Here is a 16813-nt window from a genome sequence, read left to right as displayed (position 1 = left end):
GTTAGTTTAATGGTTTTTGAACGCAGATTGTTTTTTCTTTTAAAACGAGCTTCAGGGGCAGATGATCCTGTAAGCCTTCTAAATATAAGGTATCAGTGGTCGATTTTCTTATTACAAAGGCAGGTAAATACTGACCGATCCGATAACAGCCAGAGATTTTCTGTTTGAAATCAGATTTTGTAAAAGTTGCGCTTATCAATAAAGTGTCTTTTTTCGTTTCGTAGACCCCCTTAGCATATTCCGTCCAGGTTCCATTATTAAAACAACTGTCAGGATTAGTATTTACCCTGGCAGACGTTTTTATAGTAATATATACTGAATCGCAATTGAATCGAAACTGATGTTTCGAATATTGAAGCCTTTCATTTTGATAAGCCACCTGTCCCTCATCCCAGGTTCCCTGAAGATCTTCTCTACCCTTTCCCTGCAAATTTGGGTTGAACTTACAAGAACTCAGCCCGGCGAAGCCTAATACAATAGCGCAAAAAGCGAATAGCCTCATTGGGATAACACTAGGCATGATCGTTGATACATGTAGTAGGGTTCTTTTAAAACCTGATTATTTTAAGCCTCCAATCATATCTTCCGGACGGACCCACTGGTCAAACTGTTCGTTGGTGAGAAGTCCAAGCCCCAGCGCAGCCTCCCGTAATGATTTATTTTCCTTGAGTGCCGTTTTAGCAATTTTTGCAGCATTCTCATATCCAATATGTGGATTAAGAGCGGTTACCAGCATAAGAGAATTTTCTAGATGTTTTTTTATACCATCAAAATTTGGCTCGATCCCAGCAACACAATTATCAGTGAAGGAAATACACGCGTCACCGATCAACCTTGCCGATTGAAGAAAATTAGCCGCCATAACAGGTTTGAATACATTGAGCTCATAGTGCCCGTTTGACCCGCCAATAGAAATTGTAACATCATTCCCCATTACCTGGGCAGCAACCATGGTTATTGCTTCATTTTGCGTTGGGTTAACTTTTCCTGGCATAATAGAAGAACCTGGTTCATTGTCAGGAATATGGATTTCTCCAATACCCGAACGAGGACCTGAGGCTAACATTCGAATGTCATTTCCAATTTTCATTAGTGACACAGCAATCTGTTTAAGAGCGCCATGGGTTTCAACGATAGCATCGTGAGCGGCAAGGGCTTCAAACTTATTTTCGGCCGTACGGAAAGGCAATCCTGTAAACTTTGCAATATAATTTGCGACAGTTACGTCGTATCCTTTTGGTGTGTTGATCCCAGTACCGACAGCCGTTCCGCCAAGGGCAAGTTCAGATAAGTGATCCAGTGTATTTCTTAAAGCTTTCAAGCCATGGTTTAACTGCGACACATATCCCGAAAATTCCTGACCCAGTGTAAGTGGAGTGGCGTCCATCAAGTGAGTGCGGCCTATCTTTACAACATCTTTAAATTCATTAACTTTCTTTTCAAGCGCATCTCTAAGTTTCTCAACTCCAGGAATAGTTACTTCTGAAACAAGTTTATAGGCCGCAATATGCATCGCGGTAGGGAAAGTGTCATTGGATGATTGAGATTTGTTCACGTCATCATTGGGATGCACGAACGTTTTACCCTCACCTAGTTTGTTACCCTGCAAAACGTGCGCGCGATTTGCGATTACTTCATTCACATTCATGTTTGACTGAGTTCCCGAACCGGTCTGCCAGATAACCAAGGGGAATTCTGAAGCCAGTTTGCCATCCAGGATTTCATCACAAACCTGGGCGATTAAATCACGCTTTTCTTCGGTTAAAATATTACTATCGGTATTGGTGTACGCAGCAGCTTTTTTCAAATATGCAAATGCCTCAATTATCTCTTTTGGCATTGATGCTTCCGGACCAATTTTAAAGTTATTTCTGGAGCGTTGTGTTTGTGCTCCCCAATATTTATCAGCAGGCACCTGAACGTCGCCCATTGTGTCGTGTTCTACTCTGTAGGTCATTGAAATAGGAATTTTGTTTTTCTACAAATTTAGATTTTTTTAGGCAGTGTTAGGGGCAATTCTTCACAATTTCCCGGGTTTACTGTCGACTGAAAACGTCGAAATACGGTGTTGTGTAAAACTCTTTACCGTTCCTGATTGTAATAATTTATAATTTTCACCATTAATATGTACCGATAATTAGCTTCAATGATATCTTACTTGCGTCAATTCTTAGCCTTCATCCCGATTACAATTTTATTTTACTCCTGCTCGTCAACACCACCGGAGACGAGAACCCAGGAACGAACTGAGTCAGATGATGAAACCGATAGCGTTGCCCTAATTTATGATCCTAAAAAAGCTGATCCCCGCTACGAAGATTTTGCGATGAGACTCCATAAACGGTCAAGCTTCAATGGTAATATACTCGTAGCAAAAAATGGAAAGATCATTTACGAGAAAGCTATTGGTTGGGCAGATCACTTGCATAGGGATAGCTTGAAGATCAATTCCGTCTTTGAGCTTGCATCGGTTTCTAAACCATTCACTTCCGTAGGAATAATGATGCTTGTCGAGGATGGTAAGCTCAGGCTCGACCAGAATGTAAAAGAGTTTTTCCCTGATTTCCCTTACGAAGGAATTACCGTAAGGATGCTTTTAAGCCACCGATCGGGCATGATGAACTATGTTTATTTTGTTGATGGACTTTGGAAAAAGGCAAAACGTGATGAGCGGCCGGGGATAACGAATCAGGATGTTATGAAGCTCATTGCTGAACATAAGCCTAATCCGTATATGCAGCCGAATAAGAGATTCCACTACAACAATTCGAATTTTATGGTGTTGGCAGCGATCATTGAGAAGGTTACAGGCAAAAAATATTCCCAGTATATGGCTGAAAACGTTTTCAAGCCAGCTGGATTAAAACATACTGCAGTATATTCCAAAGCAGAGTATGATAAAATTCCAGTCGATGTTGTAGGACATGATAGAACATGGAGACGCTCAGTCGCTCAAAATTTCCTTGACGGACCGGTTGGCGATAAGGGCGTGTACAGCACAATTCATGATTTGTTTCTTTTCGATCGGGCGCTAAGAAATGGAAAATTATTAAAAAAAGCTTCGCTTGATTCTATGTTTACTCCAAGAAATGACATGCAGAAAGGTCATTTTAATTACGGCTATGGATGGCGACTTTTTGAGGATGGAAATAAAAAAGTAGTTTATCATACGGGATGGTGGCATGGCTTTCGTCATATTTATCTGCGTCAGATGGATGAGGATATTACTGTGATCTTATTGAGTAACCTTACCAATGGCAGTTTGTTACACCTTGATGAATTATACAATTTGGTGGGAATGCCGGTAGTTAGACGAAGTGCGTATTCCGGCAGTGGTGCAAATAATTCCGATGATGAAGATTAATAAATTTTAAGGTAATTTACAATCGAATAAAGAAATTTTTAAAACTTCACCAATAAAATTCGATTTCTATTTATAAACACTTAAATTGCTAAGGTAAACCAAGCGCCAAATTGGAAAATATGAGCAAAGTATTTATAATTGATGATGACCCTATACACCAACGGATAGCTCAGATCATGATCGCTAAGCATGAGCTATTTGAGGGTTACACCAGTTATACCGAGGCTGAGCTTGCTCTTGAATACCTTGAAAGTAATGCAAAAAATTCTGAAGCATTACCCGATGTTATACTTCTGGACTTGAATATGCCGGTAATAGATGGCTGGGATTTTTTGGAAGCTTTCGAGAAGTTCCGTTCTCAACTTAGTAAGAGTATCAACGTGTTCATTGTTACTTCTTCTGTGGATGAAAAGGATAAACTTCGGTCGCAAACTTTTTCATTTGTCAAGGGTTTTATTTCAAAGCCCTTGTCTCCTGATATTATCAGAAGTACGTTAACTTAGAGCTTTTTCAATAAAAAATCTATGTTCGATAAATTATTTGAGGCTCAGCAAAAGGCTGAGGAGATCAAAAAGCGTCTGGATACAATTTCAGTTTCATCTGAAGTGGAGGGTGGAAAAATTAAGGTAACCGCAACAGCTAACAAACGCATCACTAACATTACTATAAACCCGGATTTTCTGGCAGCCGCAGAGATTGAAGAGCTTGAAGATTTGATATTGACAGCCATCAACAAAACTCTGGACCAGTCAGAAAGTGTTAGCCAGACCGAAATGCAGGCTGCTACTCGGGATATGATGGGAGGATTAGGTAATCTATTCGGGAATAAATAATATTTAGATTACTGTTCCATTTGGGATAACTGCCAGCTTTTTGACTACAACGATTCCATCTTTAATAGTATGGGTCTTAAAATCACCATCTTTAAGTTGAGGGCCACCATTTATTCGGACATCATTTCCAATGAAACAGTTCTTATCAATAATCGCATTTTTAATGTAGCACCGGTCTCCAATCCCCATAATTGGCTGGCCGGTTTCTGCAGCTTCAGTTAACTCATGTAGAGTTTGATATCGGTCTCCACCCATAACATAGGTATTAACGATTGTTGTACCTGTTCCTATCCGGGTTCTAATTCCAATCACCGAACGTTCAATTCGACTTGCATTTATTATACATCCGTCGGCAATTACTGTTTTTTCCAGCGTTGTACCTGAGATTTTTGACGGAGGGAGCATGCGTGCCCGTGAATAAATTGGGCGTTTATCGAATAGATTAAATTCTGGAATATTATCTGTGAGTCCGAGATTTGCATCAAAAAAGGAATGGATATGACCGATGTCTGTCCAATATCCACTATACTGATAACTTACTACCTTATGATCAACTAGAGATTGTGGTATAATCTCTTTACCAAAATCTGTTCTGCTATTATTTTCCAAAAGATCAAAGAGTAATTTTTTATTAAACAGGTAAATACCCATTGAGGCCAGGTATTGCTTTCCTCTCGCGCTCATGTCTCCACCAACTTCAGATTTCCAATCCGGAAGGACGTCTTTTTTTGGTTTCTCAATAAATGATGTAATGATGTTGTTCTCATCTGCCTTTAATATCCCAAAATCAGTGGCATCCTTGGCAGTAACTGGAATAGTCGCGATTGAGATCTCCGCGCCACTGTCTTCATGATTTTTTACCATTTGCTCAAAATCCATCTGATAAAGCTGATCTCCCGATAAGATGAGCACATATTCACAGTCATGTTGAACAAGGTGATATAAACACTGCCTTACGGCGTCAGCAGTACCCTGATACCAGGTAGTATTATTTGGTGTTTGCTCCGCTGCGAGAATATCCACAAACGCTTCACTGAAGAAGCTGAAATGGTAGGTGTTTTTGATATGCTTGTTTAATGATGCAGAGTTGAATTGCGTTAAAACGAATATGCGTTCAATTCCGGAGTTGAGACAATTGGAAATCGGGATATCTACCAGCCGGTATTTTCCTGCAATGGGCACAGCTGGTTTAGACCGCGTATCGGTTAAAGGATAAAGACGTGAACCTTGTCCACCGCCTAGTACAACGGAGATTACTTTAGACTGCATGAGGTATAATTAGGCTTTTATATAAGTCAATATATTCTTTTGCTGATCGATCCCAGGAAAAATCGAGTGACATCATTTTTTTTCTAAGGTCTGACATGCTGCTGGCGTCCTTGTATATATTCAAGGCCCGACCTACCGCATTTATCAATTCCTGGACTTCTAATTTGTCATAAGTTATCCCGTACCCGTCATCATCAACATCAATAACGGTATCTTTTAAGCCTCCTGTGCTGTGTACTACAGGCATAGTGCCGTATCTTACCGCATATAACTGGTTTAATCCACATGGTTCCACCCGGGAAGGCATCATAAGAAAGTCTGCTCCAGCGTAGATTCTGTGCGATAGTTCCTCATCATAACCAATATATACACCGTACTGTTTTTTGTGTTTTGCAGTTAATTTCTTAAGCGCTATTTCTATCTCGGGTTCTCCGGAACCTAGCACAATAAAATTAACCTTTCCCTTGAAAGTCTTCAGGCATGACTCAATGGCTGCTGGCAATAGTTCGGCTCCCTTTTCCCCTACCAACCTGCCTATGAAGACAACTAAGGGTTTGGTTGAACTAATTCCAAATTCTTCACATAATACTTTTTTGTTTTGGTATTTGCCTTCATCGGCAGTGCCGATAGCATAATTCTGGGTAATCATTGGGTCAGTTTCGGGATTCCAGACTTGAACATCTATACCGTTAATTATTCCGACCCCCTTTTTCTTTTCCATCGTAAACAGTTTTTCAAGCCCATTGGAATTAACTGATAACTCTTGCAGATAATTGGGCGAAACCGTTGTGAACTTCCAGCAGCATTTAACAGATGCGGCCAGAGAATTAATGCAATTGTTCCAGTCGAGTAAACCTGCTTTACTTAAATCTATTGAAGGGAGATACGAAACTTTGTCCCATCCCAACCATCCCTGATATTGACCGTTGTGTATTGTACAGATAGTAGGGATATATGCAAGATCTTTGTAGAGTTGTGAATTTGTTATCAAAAAAGGGACCAGACCCGTATGATGATCGTGGCAATGGATAATATCCGGTCTGATACTTGTTTTATATATCCAATCAATAAATGAAATCTGGTAGCTGATAAATTGCTTGATCTCATCAGGGTAACAATATATTTCTTTACGGTCAAGCAACCCATGAATGTATATCAGGTAGAGCTCAAATCCGAGTTTACGGGTTTTTTCACGCAATACCCGATATTCGAAGGTCTTTCCCGCCGCAGTCGCGGATGATTTAAAGATCTCGTCAAACTCATTTTCCTGAACAAATTTCCTGTCATAATAAGGTAGAACCACGGAAGCGTTCACACCGGCCTGATTAAGATATTTTGGCAAAGCTCCAACAACATCCCCTAACCCGCCTACTTTGGCAACAGGATAGCATTCTGCACTCAGGTGTATTACATCCATACAACTCAAATTGATAGAAAATCAATTTAGTAAATGTTATTCAGATAATGAATTAAATCATCCATTGCCGGACCTTCATCCGAACGTGTTAGGAAAATTTAGTGAGCTTCCAACCAGTTTGAGCCTTCCCCAACTTCTACAACTATTGGCACTTTAGTCTTGATCGCATTTTTCATCCCTTCCTCAATAATCTGTTTCATGATACTGGTTTCGGATTTTGGGACATCGAAAACAAGCTCATCATGAACTTGCATTGTCATTTTTGAAGCGAGATTCTGATCCTTTATTTCCTGGTGGATTCGGATCATCGCTATCTTGATCATATCGGCGGCTGAACCCTGAATTGGAGCGTTTATAGCATTTCGCTCGGCAAAACCCCGAACAGTTTGGTTAGCTGAATTAATATCCCGCAGGTAACGACGACGCCCCATAATAGTTTCCACATATCCGTTTTCACGTGCGAAGTTCATGGTGTCATTCATATACTTCTTGATATTTGGATACGTGTTAAAATAATTCTCAATAATCTCTGCCGCTTCTTTTCGGGGGATTCCCAGATTTTGAGAGAGTCCAAATGCTGACTGACCATAAATAATTCCAAAATTCACAGCTTTCGCATTTCGGCGTTGGGTGGATGTTACGTCTTCAAGCGCAATTCCATATACCTTTGCAGCAGTAGCAGTGTGGATGTCCAGGCCTTTGTCAAATGCATCCATCATATTTTCATCCTTGCTGATTTCCGCGATCAGGCGCAGTTCAATCTGAGAATAATCGGCTGAAAGTAGCACATGATTTTCATCGCGTGGAATGAAGGCTTTACGTACTTCCCGGCCTCTTTCAGTTCGAATAGGGATATTCTGCAGATTGGGGTTATTTGAACTTAGTCTGCCGGTAGCAGCGACCGCCTGATTATATGATGTATGAATTCTGCTTGTTTTCCGATTTATCATTTGAGGCAAAGCATCAACATAGGTAGACTTAAGCTTCTGAAGTTGTCGGAAATCTAGTATGTCTGCCACTATATCACTTTTATTTGCGAGCCTCGTGAGGACGTCTTCACCAGTTTGGTATTGACCAGTTTTGGTTTTTTTTGCCTGAGGGTCTAACTGCAATTTATCAAAAAGTACTTCCCCGAGTTGTTTTGGAGATGCTATATTGAATTTTACGCCAGCCTTTTCATAAATGTTTGTTTCAAGCTGTTTAAGGTCCGTTTTAAGCACCTCGGAAAAGTCTGCAAGCGCTTGTTGATCAACTTTAACCCCTTCTCTTTCAATATCTGCTAAAACGTATATTAAGGGATTTTCAATATCGCGAGCTAATTTTCCAGCATTAACCCCTTCTAATATCGGTTCAAAAACATCGCGCAGTTGCAATGTAATGTCCGCATCTTCCGCAGCATACTCCTTAATTTTGTCGATGTCCGCATCACGCATGTTACCTTGTGACTTTCCTTTCGGTCCAATTAGGGATGTAATACTTACCGGGCTATAGTTTAAGTAATTTTCCGCCAGCAGGTCCATATTATGTCTTGAATCCGGGTCGATTAGGTAATGAGCGAGCATGGTATCAAACAACTCGCCTTTCACGTTTATTCCGTACCAATTAAGCACGAGAATATCATACTTTAAATTCTGACCTACCTTTGCAATTCCAGGGTTTTCAAAAATCAGTTTAAAGTCATCTACACAGGCTTGGCATTCTACCTGGTCGGCGGATAAGGGCACATACCATGCTTCCCCCGGTTTTATGCTAAACGATAATCCAACTAACTCACAGTCGTTAGCGTCGAGGCAGGTGGTTTCAGTGTCGAAGCAAATGCATTTTTGCTGAGATAGGAGCTTAACTAAGTCCTTTCGTTTCTCGATAGTATCAACAAGCATATAATTGTGTTCCGTATTCCCAATGTTTTTTGAGGCCGGAACTTTTTCGGCATATGGATCCTGTGGCCTAACCGAGGAATCAATACTTGTGTTAGCCGGGCTGGCGAACATATCCATCTGTCCGTTGGTGTTGGAAGAAGGCTTTCCGTCATTAACAGTAAAATCTTCCCCGAAGACACGTCGTCCCAAGGTCCGGAATTCCAATTCTGCAAAAAGGGGTTCCAGGACTTCCCGGTTTGGCTCGTCTATATGTAAAGCATCTACATCAAGCTCAACTGGAGCGTTCAGCAGGATTGTGGCAAGTTTCTTTGAGATAAGGCCCTGTTCAGCAAAATTTTCTACATTTTCCCGGAGCTTCCCTTTAAGTTCATGACTATTGGCGATAATATTTTCAACCGAGCCATATTGTTTAATCAATTGCTTTGCAGTTTTCTCACCCACACCCGGAATACCCGGAATATTGTCAACCGCATCTCCCCATAATCCAAGGATATCTATGACTTGCTCGACATGATCAATTTCCCATTTCTCTAAAATTTCCTTGACACCAAGAATTTCCATACCATTTCCCATCCTGGCAGGTTTATAGATGAAAATATTTTCAGATACCAGCTGACCAAAATCCTTGTCAGGTGTCATACAGTAAACTGTGAAACCTTCCTTTTCAGCTTTTTTAGCAAGTGTTCCAATTATGTCATCCGCTTCATACCCATCAGAAAACACACATGGTATATTGAAACCTTCAATTAACTTAATGATATATGGTATTCCTGCAGCAAGATCCTCAGGCATAGCCTGGCGATGAGCCTTATAATCAGTGAAATCTGTATGCCTTTCGGTAGGGGCATCAGTATCGAACACTACAGCCATGTGAGTTGGCTGCTCTTTTTTAAGTACCTCAAGCAGGGTATTAGTAAAACCCATTATCGCAGAAGTGTTCAAACCACCAGAGGTAAATCTTGGGCTTTTGCTCAGTGCAAAGTGAGCTCTGTATATTAGTGCAAATGCATCAAGGAGAAAGAGTTTCTTCATTGCGAATTGGAAATTGAAGTATTGGTGTTCGACATGAAAGCACGGATTAAATAGTCACCTGCTTAGTTTCAAAGTTAATAAACTAATTATTCTTGCGTCTTGTTTATCGTTATTTAGCGATACAGCCGTCAATATGATCGTTTACCATTCCAGTCGCCTGCATGTGCGCATAACAAATAGTGGTGCCAAAGAACTTGAAACCCTTTTTTTTCATGTCGGCACTTATTTTGTCTGACAACTCCGTACGGGCAGGCGCATTTTTATAATCCTTCATCGAATTTATAATAGGCTTTTTACCAGGGAGGTATCCCCAGATAAAATCTGAAAAGCTTCCAAATTCTTTCTGAATTTCTAAAAATAATCGGGCATTGTTAATTGCAGCTTCGATCTTTTGGCGGTTACGGATAATTCCGCTGTCCTGCATCAACCTTTCTACATCAGCATCAGTAAATTTTGCTACTTTCTTAACATCAAAGCCTGCAAAGGACTGACGATAATTTTCGCGTTTGCGTAGCACCGTGATCCAACTGAGACCGGCCTGGGCACTCTCCAGAATCAAAAATTCAAACATAGTTTTATCATCGTAGACTGGTTTCCCCCATTCTTCGTCATGATATTTAACGTACAGCGGGTCAGTACCACACCATCCGCATCGAACTATTTTTTCTTGTCCCATTATAGGCTGTTAAATTGGAATTTTGATTTTAAAACAGACTAGCCGGTACACAACTCATCCCAGTATTCAACTGCTCTCCGATAATGTGGAATGACGATCGAGCCGCCCACAAGATTTGCGATCATGAAAATTTCATTCATTTCTTCTGTGTTAACGCCAGCTTCATGGCATTTCCCTAAATGATATTTAATACAATCATCACACCGCAAGACCATTGAAGCTACCAGCCCAAGCATTTCTTTAGTCTTGACGTCCAGCGCTCCATCAGCATAGCTCGTTGTGTCTAATGCAAGGAAGCGCTTAATATTTGTATTAGCGCTATCCATGATGCGTTCATTCATCTTTGTGCGATAACTATTAAATTCTTCTACCAGTTTTCCCATATCATAATTTTTTTGATTAAAGTTCTAATTCTATCGCTGGATCCCAGAAAATGGATTTAAAATCCTGAACTCGATCATTAACGACTTTGACCCCTTCGTTTTCCAAAAGCTGCTGCATCATCACGGGGGAACCGAAGTGAAATTTTCCAGTAAGCATACCATTCCTGTTTAGTACCCGATGAGCCGGAACCGGTGGAATTGCTGAACTTGCATTATTCATAGCATACCCAACCATTCGTGCAGATCCTTTTGTTCCAAGGTACGACGCTATAGATCCATAGGAACTAACACGACCCACCGGAATAAGCCTGACCACCTGGTAAACCTGATCGTAAAAGCTCATTTCTTCCATTTATACGAATTTAAACTTCAGATAATTAATGTTTTTATTATTTGCAAGATACTTTTTCTCATAATAGGTTTTGATGGATAGGACGTCATCTGCGAATTCAGAATTGTATAAATCATCCGTACAGATTTGAATTTCAAAACCAGGTCCGCTCACTTTTTCAAGCGTATATCGATACAACGAATCGCTATCTGTTTTCAAGTGAAGCGATCCGGAATTTTTAAGAATTCTATTATACATTATTAGAAACCGATCTGACGTGAGTCGCTTCTTTTCACGGCTTACCTGAGGCTGGGGATCTGGAAATGTTATCCAAATATTACTAACCTCCTTCTCCGTAAAATAATCGAGCAGATTTTCGATTTGGATTCTTAAAAATGCGACGTTCTTAATGCCTTCTTCAAGCGCTGTTTTAGCACCACGCCAGATTCGGTTGCCTTTATAATCGATGCCGATAAAGTTTATGTCAGGAAATAACCGGGCAAGATTCACGGTATATTCGCCTTTTCCGCATCCTAATTCTAAAACTACCGGATTGTTGTTTTTAAATTGCATTTCCGACCATCGGCCTGATAACTGCTGGCCGTCCTCAAGTTCAATTACATTATCAAAGGCAGTGATCTCTGCAAAGCGGCGTAACTTGTCCTTCCCCATTTCTTATTATTAAAGCTTGCAAAAATAGTTTTATCTTCGCATCATTAGTATAAGTATGTTGGAAAAGGGAGCTAAAATATATATTGCCGGTCATCGGGGAATGGTTGGCTCTGCCATCCTAAGAAAGCTCAAAAGTGAGGGTTTTACAAGTTTAATCACACGTACTTCCGAGGATCTGGATCTAAGGGACGATAAACAGGTCGCCGCGTTCTTCGATACGGAAAAACCTGAATATGTTTTTCTGGCGGCAGCGAAGGTGGGTGGTATTATTGCCAACAAGACTTATAAAGCAAATTTCATTTATGATAATCTGAAGATCCAAAATAATGTAATACATCAATCCTACACCTATAGCGTCAAGAAATAAATGTTTTTAGGTTCAAGTTGCATTTACCCCAAAATGGCTCCGCAACCGATAAGGGAAGAGTATATGTTAACCGGACCTCTTGAGTCCAGTAACGAACCCTACGCAATTGCAAAGATTGCGGGCATTAAAATGTGTGAGGCATACAGGGCTCAGTATGGGTGTAATTTTATATCAGTAATGCCGACAAATTTGTACGGGTATAATGATAACTACCACCTTCAGAATGCTCATGTGCTTCCAGCGTTAATTCGTAAATTCCATGAAGCGAAAATAAATTCTGCAAAAGAGGTTACCGTTCTAGGGACCGGAACACCAATGCGAGAATTTCTTTTTTCTGATGACCTTGCTGACGCATGTTTTTTCATCATGCAAAATTATAATGACCCTCAGTTAATTAATATTGGCACTGGAAAAGACCTATCGATAAAGGACTTGGCGCTTTTAATTAAAAAAATCACTGGCTTTCAAGGAGAAATTATATTTGATGCTTCAATGCCTGATGGAACTCCAAGAAAATTACTAGATGTTTCAAAATTGCACTCCCTCGGCTGGAGGCATAAAGTGGAACTTGAAGAAGGCATAACTATGGCTTATGAGGACTTCAAGAATAATGTATTCAAGAATAAGTAGGTCGAGCTACTCGGAAAATAAAAACCCATCCGGATACCGTCCAGATGGGTTTCATGCTTAATATGTTTCGCTGTCAGGCGGAATACCATAATCCGCTAATACCGGCTCTTTTCTTGTTTTTGGTCTTGGCGTTTTAATCCAATCCGTGACTTTATCGATCAGCTCAGTAATACTATCTTTATTTACATTCTTAGCAGCTTTCTGAGATACTAAAGCCACAATTGATTTCATGAGAAAGCCGGAACGTGGGAAGAGAAATTTATTAAGTGCAACAGGAAGCCCGACCCGAAAGATATTAGTTACCCAGTCTTTGTCCTTATTATCTGTCTTATTGAGATCTTCAGGATCGTCTCCAAACATTTCAATAAAGAAATCACTGATCTTGTTATAAACAAGGACAGGAAAATGTAATCGGGCTTTAATTCTTGCGGTAACTTTTGTTAGCTCAATCTCCTGTATCAAACGTTCTGACCTCAGACGACTTAATTCTGTTCGCAAGTCTTGGATATTTTCAATTTTAGGCCTCATGTTTATCTCTAAAAAACTTTTTTATCGCTGCATTAACAATATGCTTTTCAATGTATTTATCTTTCACGGCATAGAATATAATAGCTAGCAAAAAGTAAAATCCAGTAACGATTAAAAAGCCAGCATAAGTGTTTCCTACAACTTCAGACAAATAGAATCCGGCGGCGAGGCTCCCGAAAAGAACTCCTAAGACACCAAACAGAAGAACAAGACCATCGGTAGCTAAATTGGCAAATAGTTGCGAGCCCTTTTCTACCGCCGAAAGAATGGCGATTTCTTTCCGAACATCAACGTACTCCTTGACCTTGCCAATTATTTCCCTGGCATCCAGTTCTTTCTCTTCCATTTTTTATTATTGTTTTTAGGCCTTACTGAGGTTTTTTTCGGCTTTATCACTTGCAGACGAAGCAGCTTTACTAACTGTTTCTTTGGCGTTTACGTACTCTTCTTCAGCTCCCTTCAGTTTGCTTTTAATTGACTCAACAACCTTATCTTTAAAGTCGCTTAAATTTCCTATTTCATCTGCTGCGCGATCTTTAATACTATCACCCAGATTTTTTAGTGAATCATTTAACTTATCACGTGTTTCTGATCCTTTTTCAGGTGCAAATAAGATTCCTATTGCAGCGCCTGCGGCTAGTCCTGCAAGCAATGCTGCTAAAACTTTTGAGTTGTCGTTCATGTTAATAATTTTAAAGGTTAATATCTACTACTAATACAAATCAACCATATAAACTGTTTTTAATTATTCATCTTCACCTGATTTCAGTTTTTCTAATCGTTCACTTGCCAGCTTACTTGTTTCATAAATCTTGATTGTGAGAATGAAGTATGAAAGGAGAAGAGGTCCGAATACAAGTCCAAGTATTCCGAATATAGGTATCCCAATTATGACACCAACAACTGTAATAATCGGATGAGTATCTGAAACATTCTTTGCAATAATCAGCCGTATTACGTTATCGATATTAATAATAAGGATAAGACCCCAAAGCAATAGTCCCCAGCCTCCTGATGTATTACCACTTGCCATGGCGATTAAGGCTGCAGGTACGAATACTACAGGAGCTCCAACTACCGGCAAAAATGAAAGGAATGTTGAAATTACTCCCCAAAATATTGGATCAGGTATATCGAACATAAAAAATCCTATGCTCACCAGCGCGCCCTGAACGATTGCAATAAACCCTTGTCCAAGAACATTCGAATACGTGGTCATTTTAAGCTCTGTTGCAAATTTTAACGCATTTTGTTCCCTGAACGGGGCATATTTGAGCAAGCCTGCTTCAAACTGTTGTTTTTGAACAAACATGAAGTATAAAAGGAAATACATTATTATTAGCCCCAGAACAATGTTAGCAGCACCGCTGAGGACTGAAGGGAACAATTCTTCTGCAACTTGATTCATTTTTCCCATTGCCTTATCAAATAAGTCCGGCTGATCTATTTTTGCCCCGATAAAATCGTCGATTTTATGCATCAGATTCTTTATGGTAATCGGGTCATCCTGGAATTCAGAAACCTTATCAATTACTAATACGCTGAGTGTAAGAAACGGGAGCACAATGATGATCAGCGACAACAAGATTATAAGACTGGCCGCAATCCACTTTTTCATATTCCATTTTTCAACGAAAAAAGTAAAGATTGGAACAAAAATGGTGTATAAAACAATTGTGCTTAACAATGTCCCGGCAATTGTTCTTAATGAATACAAAACAAAACATCCCAAGATGATCAGGATTGCCAGTACAATTGTATTCCGTTGTTTGTAGCTATATATTGACATAGAAAGTTTGGTATAAAAAAACCCTGCTATGATAACAGGGTTTTTTTATTTTGTTTTGTCCGATTTCAAATTAATCCAGATTAATAGCTTTCATTTTATTGTATAGTGTCTTCCTATCAATATTAAGAATCTTAGCCGCTTTAGTTTTATTGAAATTAACTTCTTTCAAAACATTAAGAATTGTTTCATATTCGGCCTCCATTGCCGCATTCTTAAGGTCATGTCTGTTAGTGTTCACACTAACATTAGCTTCAAAAGTGCTTTCAATTGCCGATACCTTTGCAAAGGTCGAGATTTCCAATGGCAATGCCTTCAGTAAGATCTCCGAGCCTTCTGAAAGTAATGTCGCTCTTCTGATCACGTTCTTTAACTCACGAACATTTCCGGGCCAGTTATATGTCATGAAACAATCAACAACTTCCGGCGAGAAGTCAGTGACATTTCTATTCAATTCATTGTTGGCAACTTTTAAAAAGTGCTCTGCGAAAGTCATTATATCCTTTCCCCGCTCCCTCAGTGGTGGGATGGTGATACTAAATTCATTGAACCGGTGAAATAGATCTTCCCGAAACCGACTTTTCTGGATTGCATCCATTAAATTTTCATTGGTTGCGACAATTATCCGAACATCCAGATCAATTTCTTTTGTACTTCCTATACGCTTAACCTTCCGTTCCTGCACCACTCGAAGTAGAGCTGCCTGGATATCATACGATAGGTTCCCAACTTCATCGAGAAATAATGTACCTCCATTAGCCATCTCAAAGTGGCCGATCTTGGTATATAAAGCTCCTGTGAAGGATCCCTTTTCATGACCAAAAAATTCACTACCCGCAAGATCTTTAGTCAATGATCCGCAATCCATAGCGATGAACGGTTTATCTTTCCGGGGACTACTTAAGTGAATGCTTTTTGCCACGGATTCCTTCCCTGTTCCACTCTCCCCGCTTAATATAACACTGTAGTTGGTTGGAGAAACAAGTTTTATCTGACGAATAAGTTCCTGTGAAGCTGCACTTTTGCCGACTACAAATTCTTCAAGAACAATATCAGTTTTACGATCCCGATTTTTATCAGACTCGCTGGAAGTGCTAACGGGTTGATTTATTATTTTTTGAGCTTCAATAGCTTTATTTACCGTGTTTAGAATTTCATCTGGATAGAGAGGCTTAGTGATATAATCGTAAGCTCCCATTTTGATAAGCTCTACAGCCAGCTTTATATCAGAATAACCGGTAATGATTATTACGCCCGTGTCAGGGTATGAAGTTTTTATTTTACGGAGCATCTCCCGTCCATCTGTATCCTCCAGTCGAAAGTCACAAAGAACTAAATTGAATGTTTCCCTCGACATAAGTTCCAACGCGTTGGTGCCATTTGTACTGGTAGCAACTTCGAACCCATTACGCGTCAAAAACTTTGACAAAATAAGCCCAATATTTATTTCATCGTCTATAATTAAGATCTTGTTCATAGGTTGAAGAATTCCATAAAACGGCCAATAGATGTCGGGAAACAGTGCAATATAATAAATATTAACAAGATGGGAAATATTTTCTACACTATTGACGCCGGTCTGACCCTCTCTTTCATACGTATTTCTACGTATACCATTTTAAGAAGTTATAGCTTTTCATCTCCT

At 39.8% G+C, this 16813-nt stretch carries 17 protein-coding genes and 1 pseudogene; 4 read left to right on the top strand and 14 right to left on the bottom strand.

Going from position 1 to position 16813, the window contains the following annotated elements; translation table 11 throughout:
* Position 1 precedes the first annotated feature (1 nt).
* Positions 2-520 (bottom strand): hypothetical protein, encoded by a 519-nt coding sequence (locus B5X60_RS11890; RefSeq protein WP_079702905.1) that lies wholly within the window; start codon positions 518-520, stop codon positions 2-4.
* Between the two features lie 39 nt (positions 521-559).
* Positions 560-1957 carry a class II fumarate hydratase gene (gene fumC / locus B5X60_RS11885; protein WP_079702904.1) on the bottom strand — a complete coding sequence of 466 codons (1398 nt, stop codon included), beginning with the start codon at positions 1955-1957 and terminating at the stop codon, positions 560-562.
* A 189-nt stretch (positions 1958-2146) separates the two neighbouring features.
* Between fumC and B5X60_RS11880 the strand changes: the two genes are divergently transcribed.
* From B5X60_RS11880 to B5X60_RS11870, 3 genes are all read left to right on the top strand, one after another.
* The gene (locus B5X60_RS11880) at positions 2147-3364 is read left to right on the top strand and encodes a serine hydrolase domain-containing protein (protein WP_079702903.1); all 1218 of its coding nucleotides are present in this window, start codon (positions 2147-2149) and stop codon (positions 3362-3364) included.
* Between the two features lie 119 nt (positions 3365-3483).
* Complete coding sequence (locus B5X60_RS11875; protein WP_079702902.1) at positions 3484-3867, top strand: response regulator; 384 nt, start codon at positions 3484-3486, stop codon at positions 3865-3867.
* Positions 3868-3888: 21 nt separating this feature from the next.
* Positions 3889-4197: a YbaB/EbfC family nucleoid-associated protein gene (locus B5X60_RS11870; protein ID WP_079702901.1), complete on the top strand. Its 309-nt coding sequence runs from the start codon at positions 3889-3891 to the stop codon at positions 4195-4197.
* 3 nt (positions 4198-4200) lie between these two features.
* Here the strand turns inward: B5X60_RS11870 and B5X60_RS11865 are convergent, their stop codons facing one another.
* The 7 genes from B5X60_RS11865 to trmB all read right to left on the bottom strand — a co-directional run bounded on the left by B5X60_RS11865 (position 4201) and on the right by trmB (position 11857).
* Complete coding sequence (locus tag B5X60_RS11865; RefSeq protein WP_079702900.1) at positions 4201-5466, bottom strand: glucose-1-phosphate adenylyltransferase; 1266 nt, start codon at positions 5464-5466, stop codon at positions 4201-4203.
* Positions 5456-6883: a glycogen synthase gene (locus B5X60_RS11860; RefSeq protein WP_079702899.1), complete on the bottom strand. Its 1428-nt coding sequence runs from the start codon at positions 6881-6883 to the stop codon at positions 5456-5458. The genes B5X60_RS11865 and B5X60_RS11860 overlap by 11 nt, the downstream gene beginning before the upstream one ends.
* 98 nt (positions 6884-6981) lie before the next feature.
* Positions 6982-9795, bottom strand: a complete 2814-nt coding sequence (gene polA, locus B5X60_RS11855; protein WP_079702898.1) for a DNA polymerase I — start codon at positions 9793-9795, stop codon at positions 6982-6984.
* Between the two features lie 109 nt (positions 9796-9904).
* A complete protein-coding gene (locus B5X60_RS11850; RefSeq protein ID WP_079702897.1) occupies positions 9905-10471 on the bottom strand; it encodes a DNA-3-methyladenine glycosylase I in 567 nt (188 codons plus the stop codon).
* A gap of 38 nt (positions 10472-10509) precedes the next feature.
* Positions 10510-10854 (bottom strand): carboxymuconolactone decarboxylase family protein, encoded by a 345-nt coding sequence (locus B5X60_RS11845; RefSeq protein ID WP_079702896.1) that lies wholly within the window; start codon positions 10852-10854, stop codon positions 10510-10512.
* Between the two features lie 16 nt (positions 10855-10870).
* On the bottom strand, positions 10871-11206 hold the full coding sequence (locus B5X60_RS11840) for an MGMT family protein (RefSeq protein WP_079702895.1): 336 nt from the start codon (positions 11204-11206) through the stop codon (positions 10871-10873).
* Positions 11207-11857 carry a tRNA (guanosine(46)-N7)-methyltransferase TrmB gene (trmB, locus tag B5X60_RS11835; RefSeq protein ID WP_079702894.1) on the bottom strand — a complete coding sequence of 217 codons (651 nt, stop codon included), beginning with the start codon at positions 11855-11857 and terminating at the stop codon, positions 11207-11209. It abuts the gene before it with no gap.
* A gap of 58 nt (positions 11858-11915) precedes the next feature.
* Here trmB and B5X60_RS11830 point away from each other — a divergent pair.
* Positions 11916-12854: pseudogene (locus B5X60_RS11830) on the top strand (GDP-L-fucose synthase family protein).
* Positions 12855-12911: 57 nt separating this feature from the next.
* On the opposite strand, the gene B5X60_RS11825 reads toward B5X60_RS11830, so the two are convergent.
* The 5 genes from B5X60_RS11825 to B5X60_RS11805 all read right to left on the bottom strand — a co-directional run bounded on the left by B5X60_RS11825 (position 12912) and on the right by B5X60_RS11805 (position 16645).
* Positions 12912-13382, bottom strand: coding sequence for a hypothetical protein (locus tag B5X60_RS11825; RefSeq protein WP_079702893.1), 471 nt, complete (start codon positions 13380-13382; stop codon positions 12912-12914).
* Positions 13372-13728, bottom strand: coding sequence for a phage holin family protein (locus B5X60_RS11820; protein WP_079702892.1), 357 nt, complete (start codon positions 13726-13728; stop codon positions 13372-13374). The genes B5X60_RS11825 and B5X60_RS11820 overlap by 11 nt, the downstream gene beginning before the upstream one ends.
* Before the next feature lie 15 nt (positions 13729-13743).
* Positions 13744-14064 (bottom strand): YtxH domain-containing protein, encoded by a 321-nt coding sequence (locus tag B5X60_RS11815; protein ID WP_079702891.1) that lies wholly within the window; start codon positions 14062-14064, stop codon positions 13744-13746.
* A gap of 63 nt (positions 14065-14127) precedes the next feature.
* Positions 14128-15171: an AI-2E family transporter gene (locus B5X60_RS11810; RefSeq protein WP_079702890.1), complete on the bottom strand. Its 1044-nt coding sequence runs from the start codon at positions 15169-15171 to the stop codon at positions 14128-14130.
* Positions 15172-15241: 70 nt separating this feature from the next.
* Positions 15242-16645: a sigma-54-dependent transcriptional regulator gene (locus B5X60_RS11805; protein ID WP_079702889.1), complete on the bottom strand. Its 1404-nt coding sequence runs from the start codon at positions 16643-16645 to the stop codon at positions 15242-15244.
* Positions 16646-16813: the final 168 nt, after the last annotated feature.

This window comes from Daejeonella lutea (assembly GCF_900168015.1).
Taxonomy (GTDB): Bacteria; Bacteroidota; Bacteroidia; order Sphingobacteriales; family Sphingobacteriaceae; genus Daejeonella; species Daejeonella lutea.
The sequence above is the reverse complement of the archived record's forward strand: the minus strand, read 5'-3'. Positions and strand labels throughout refer to the sequence as shown.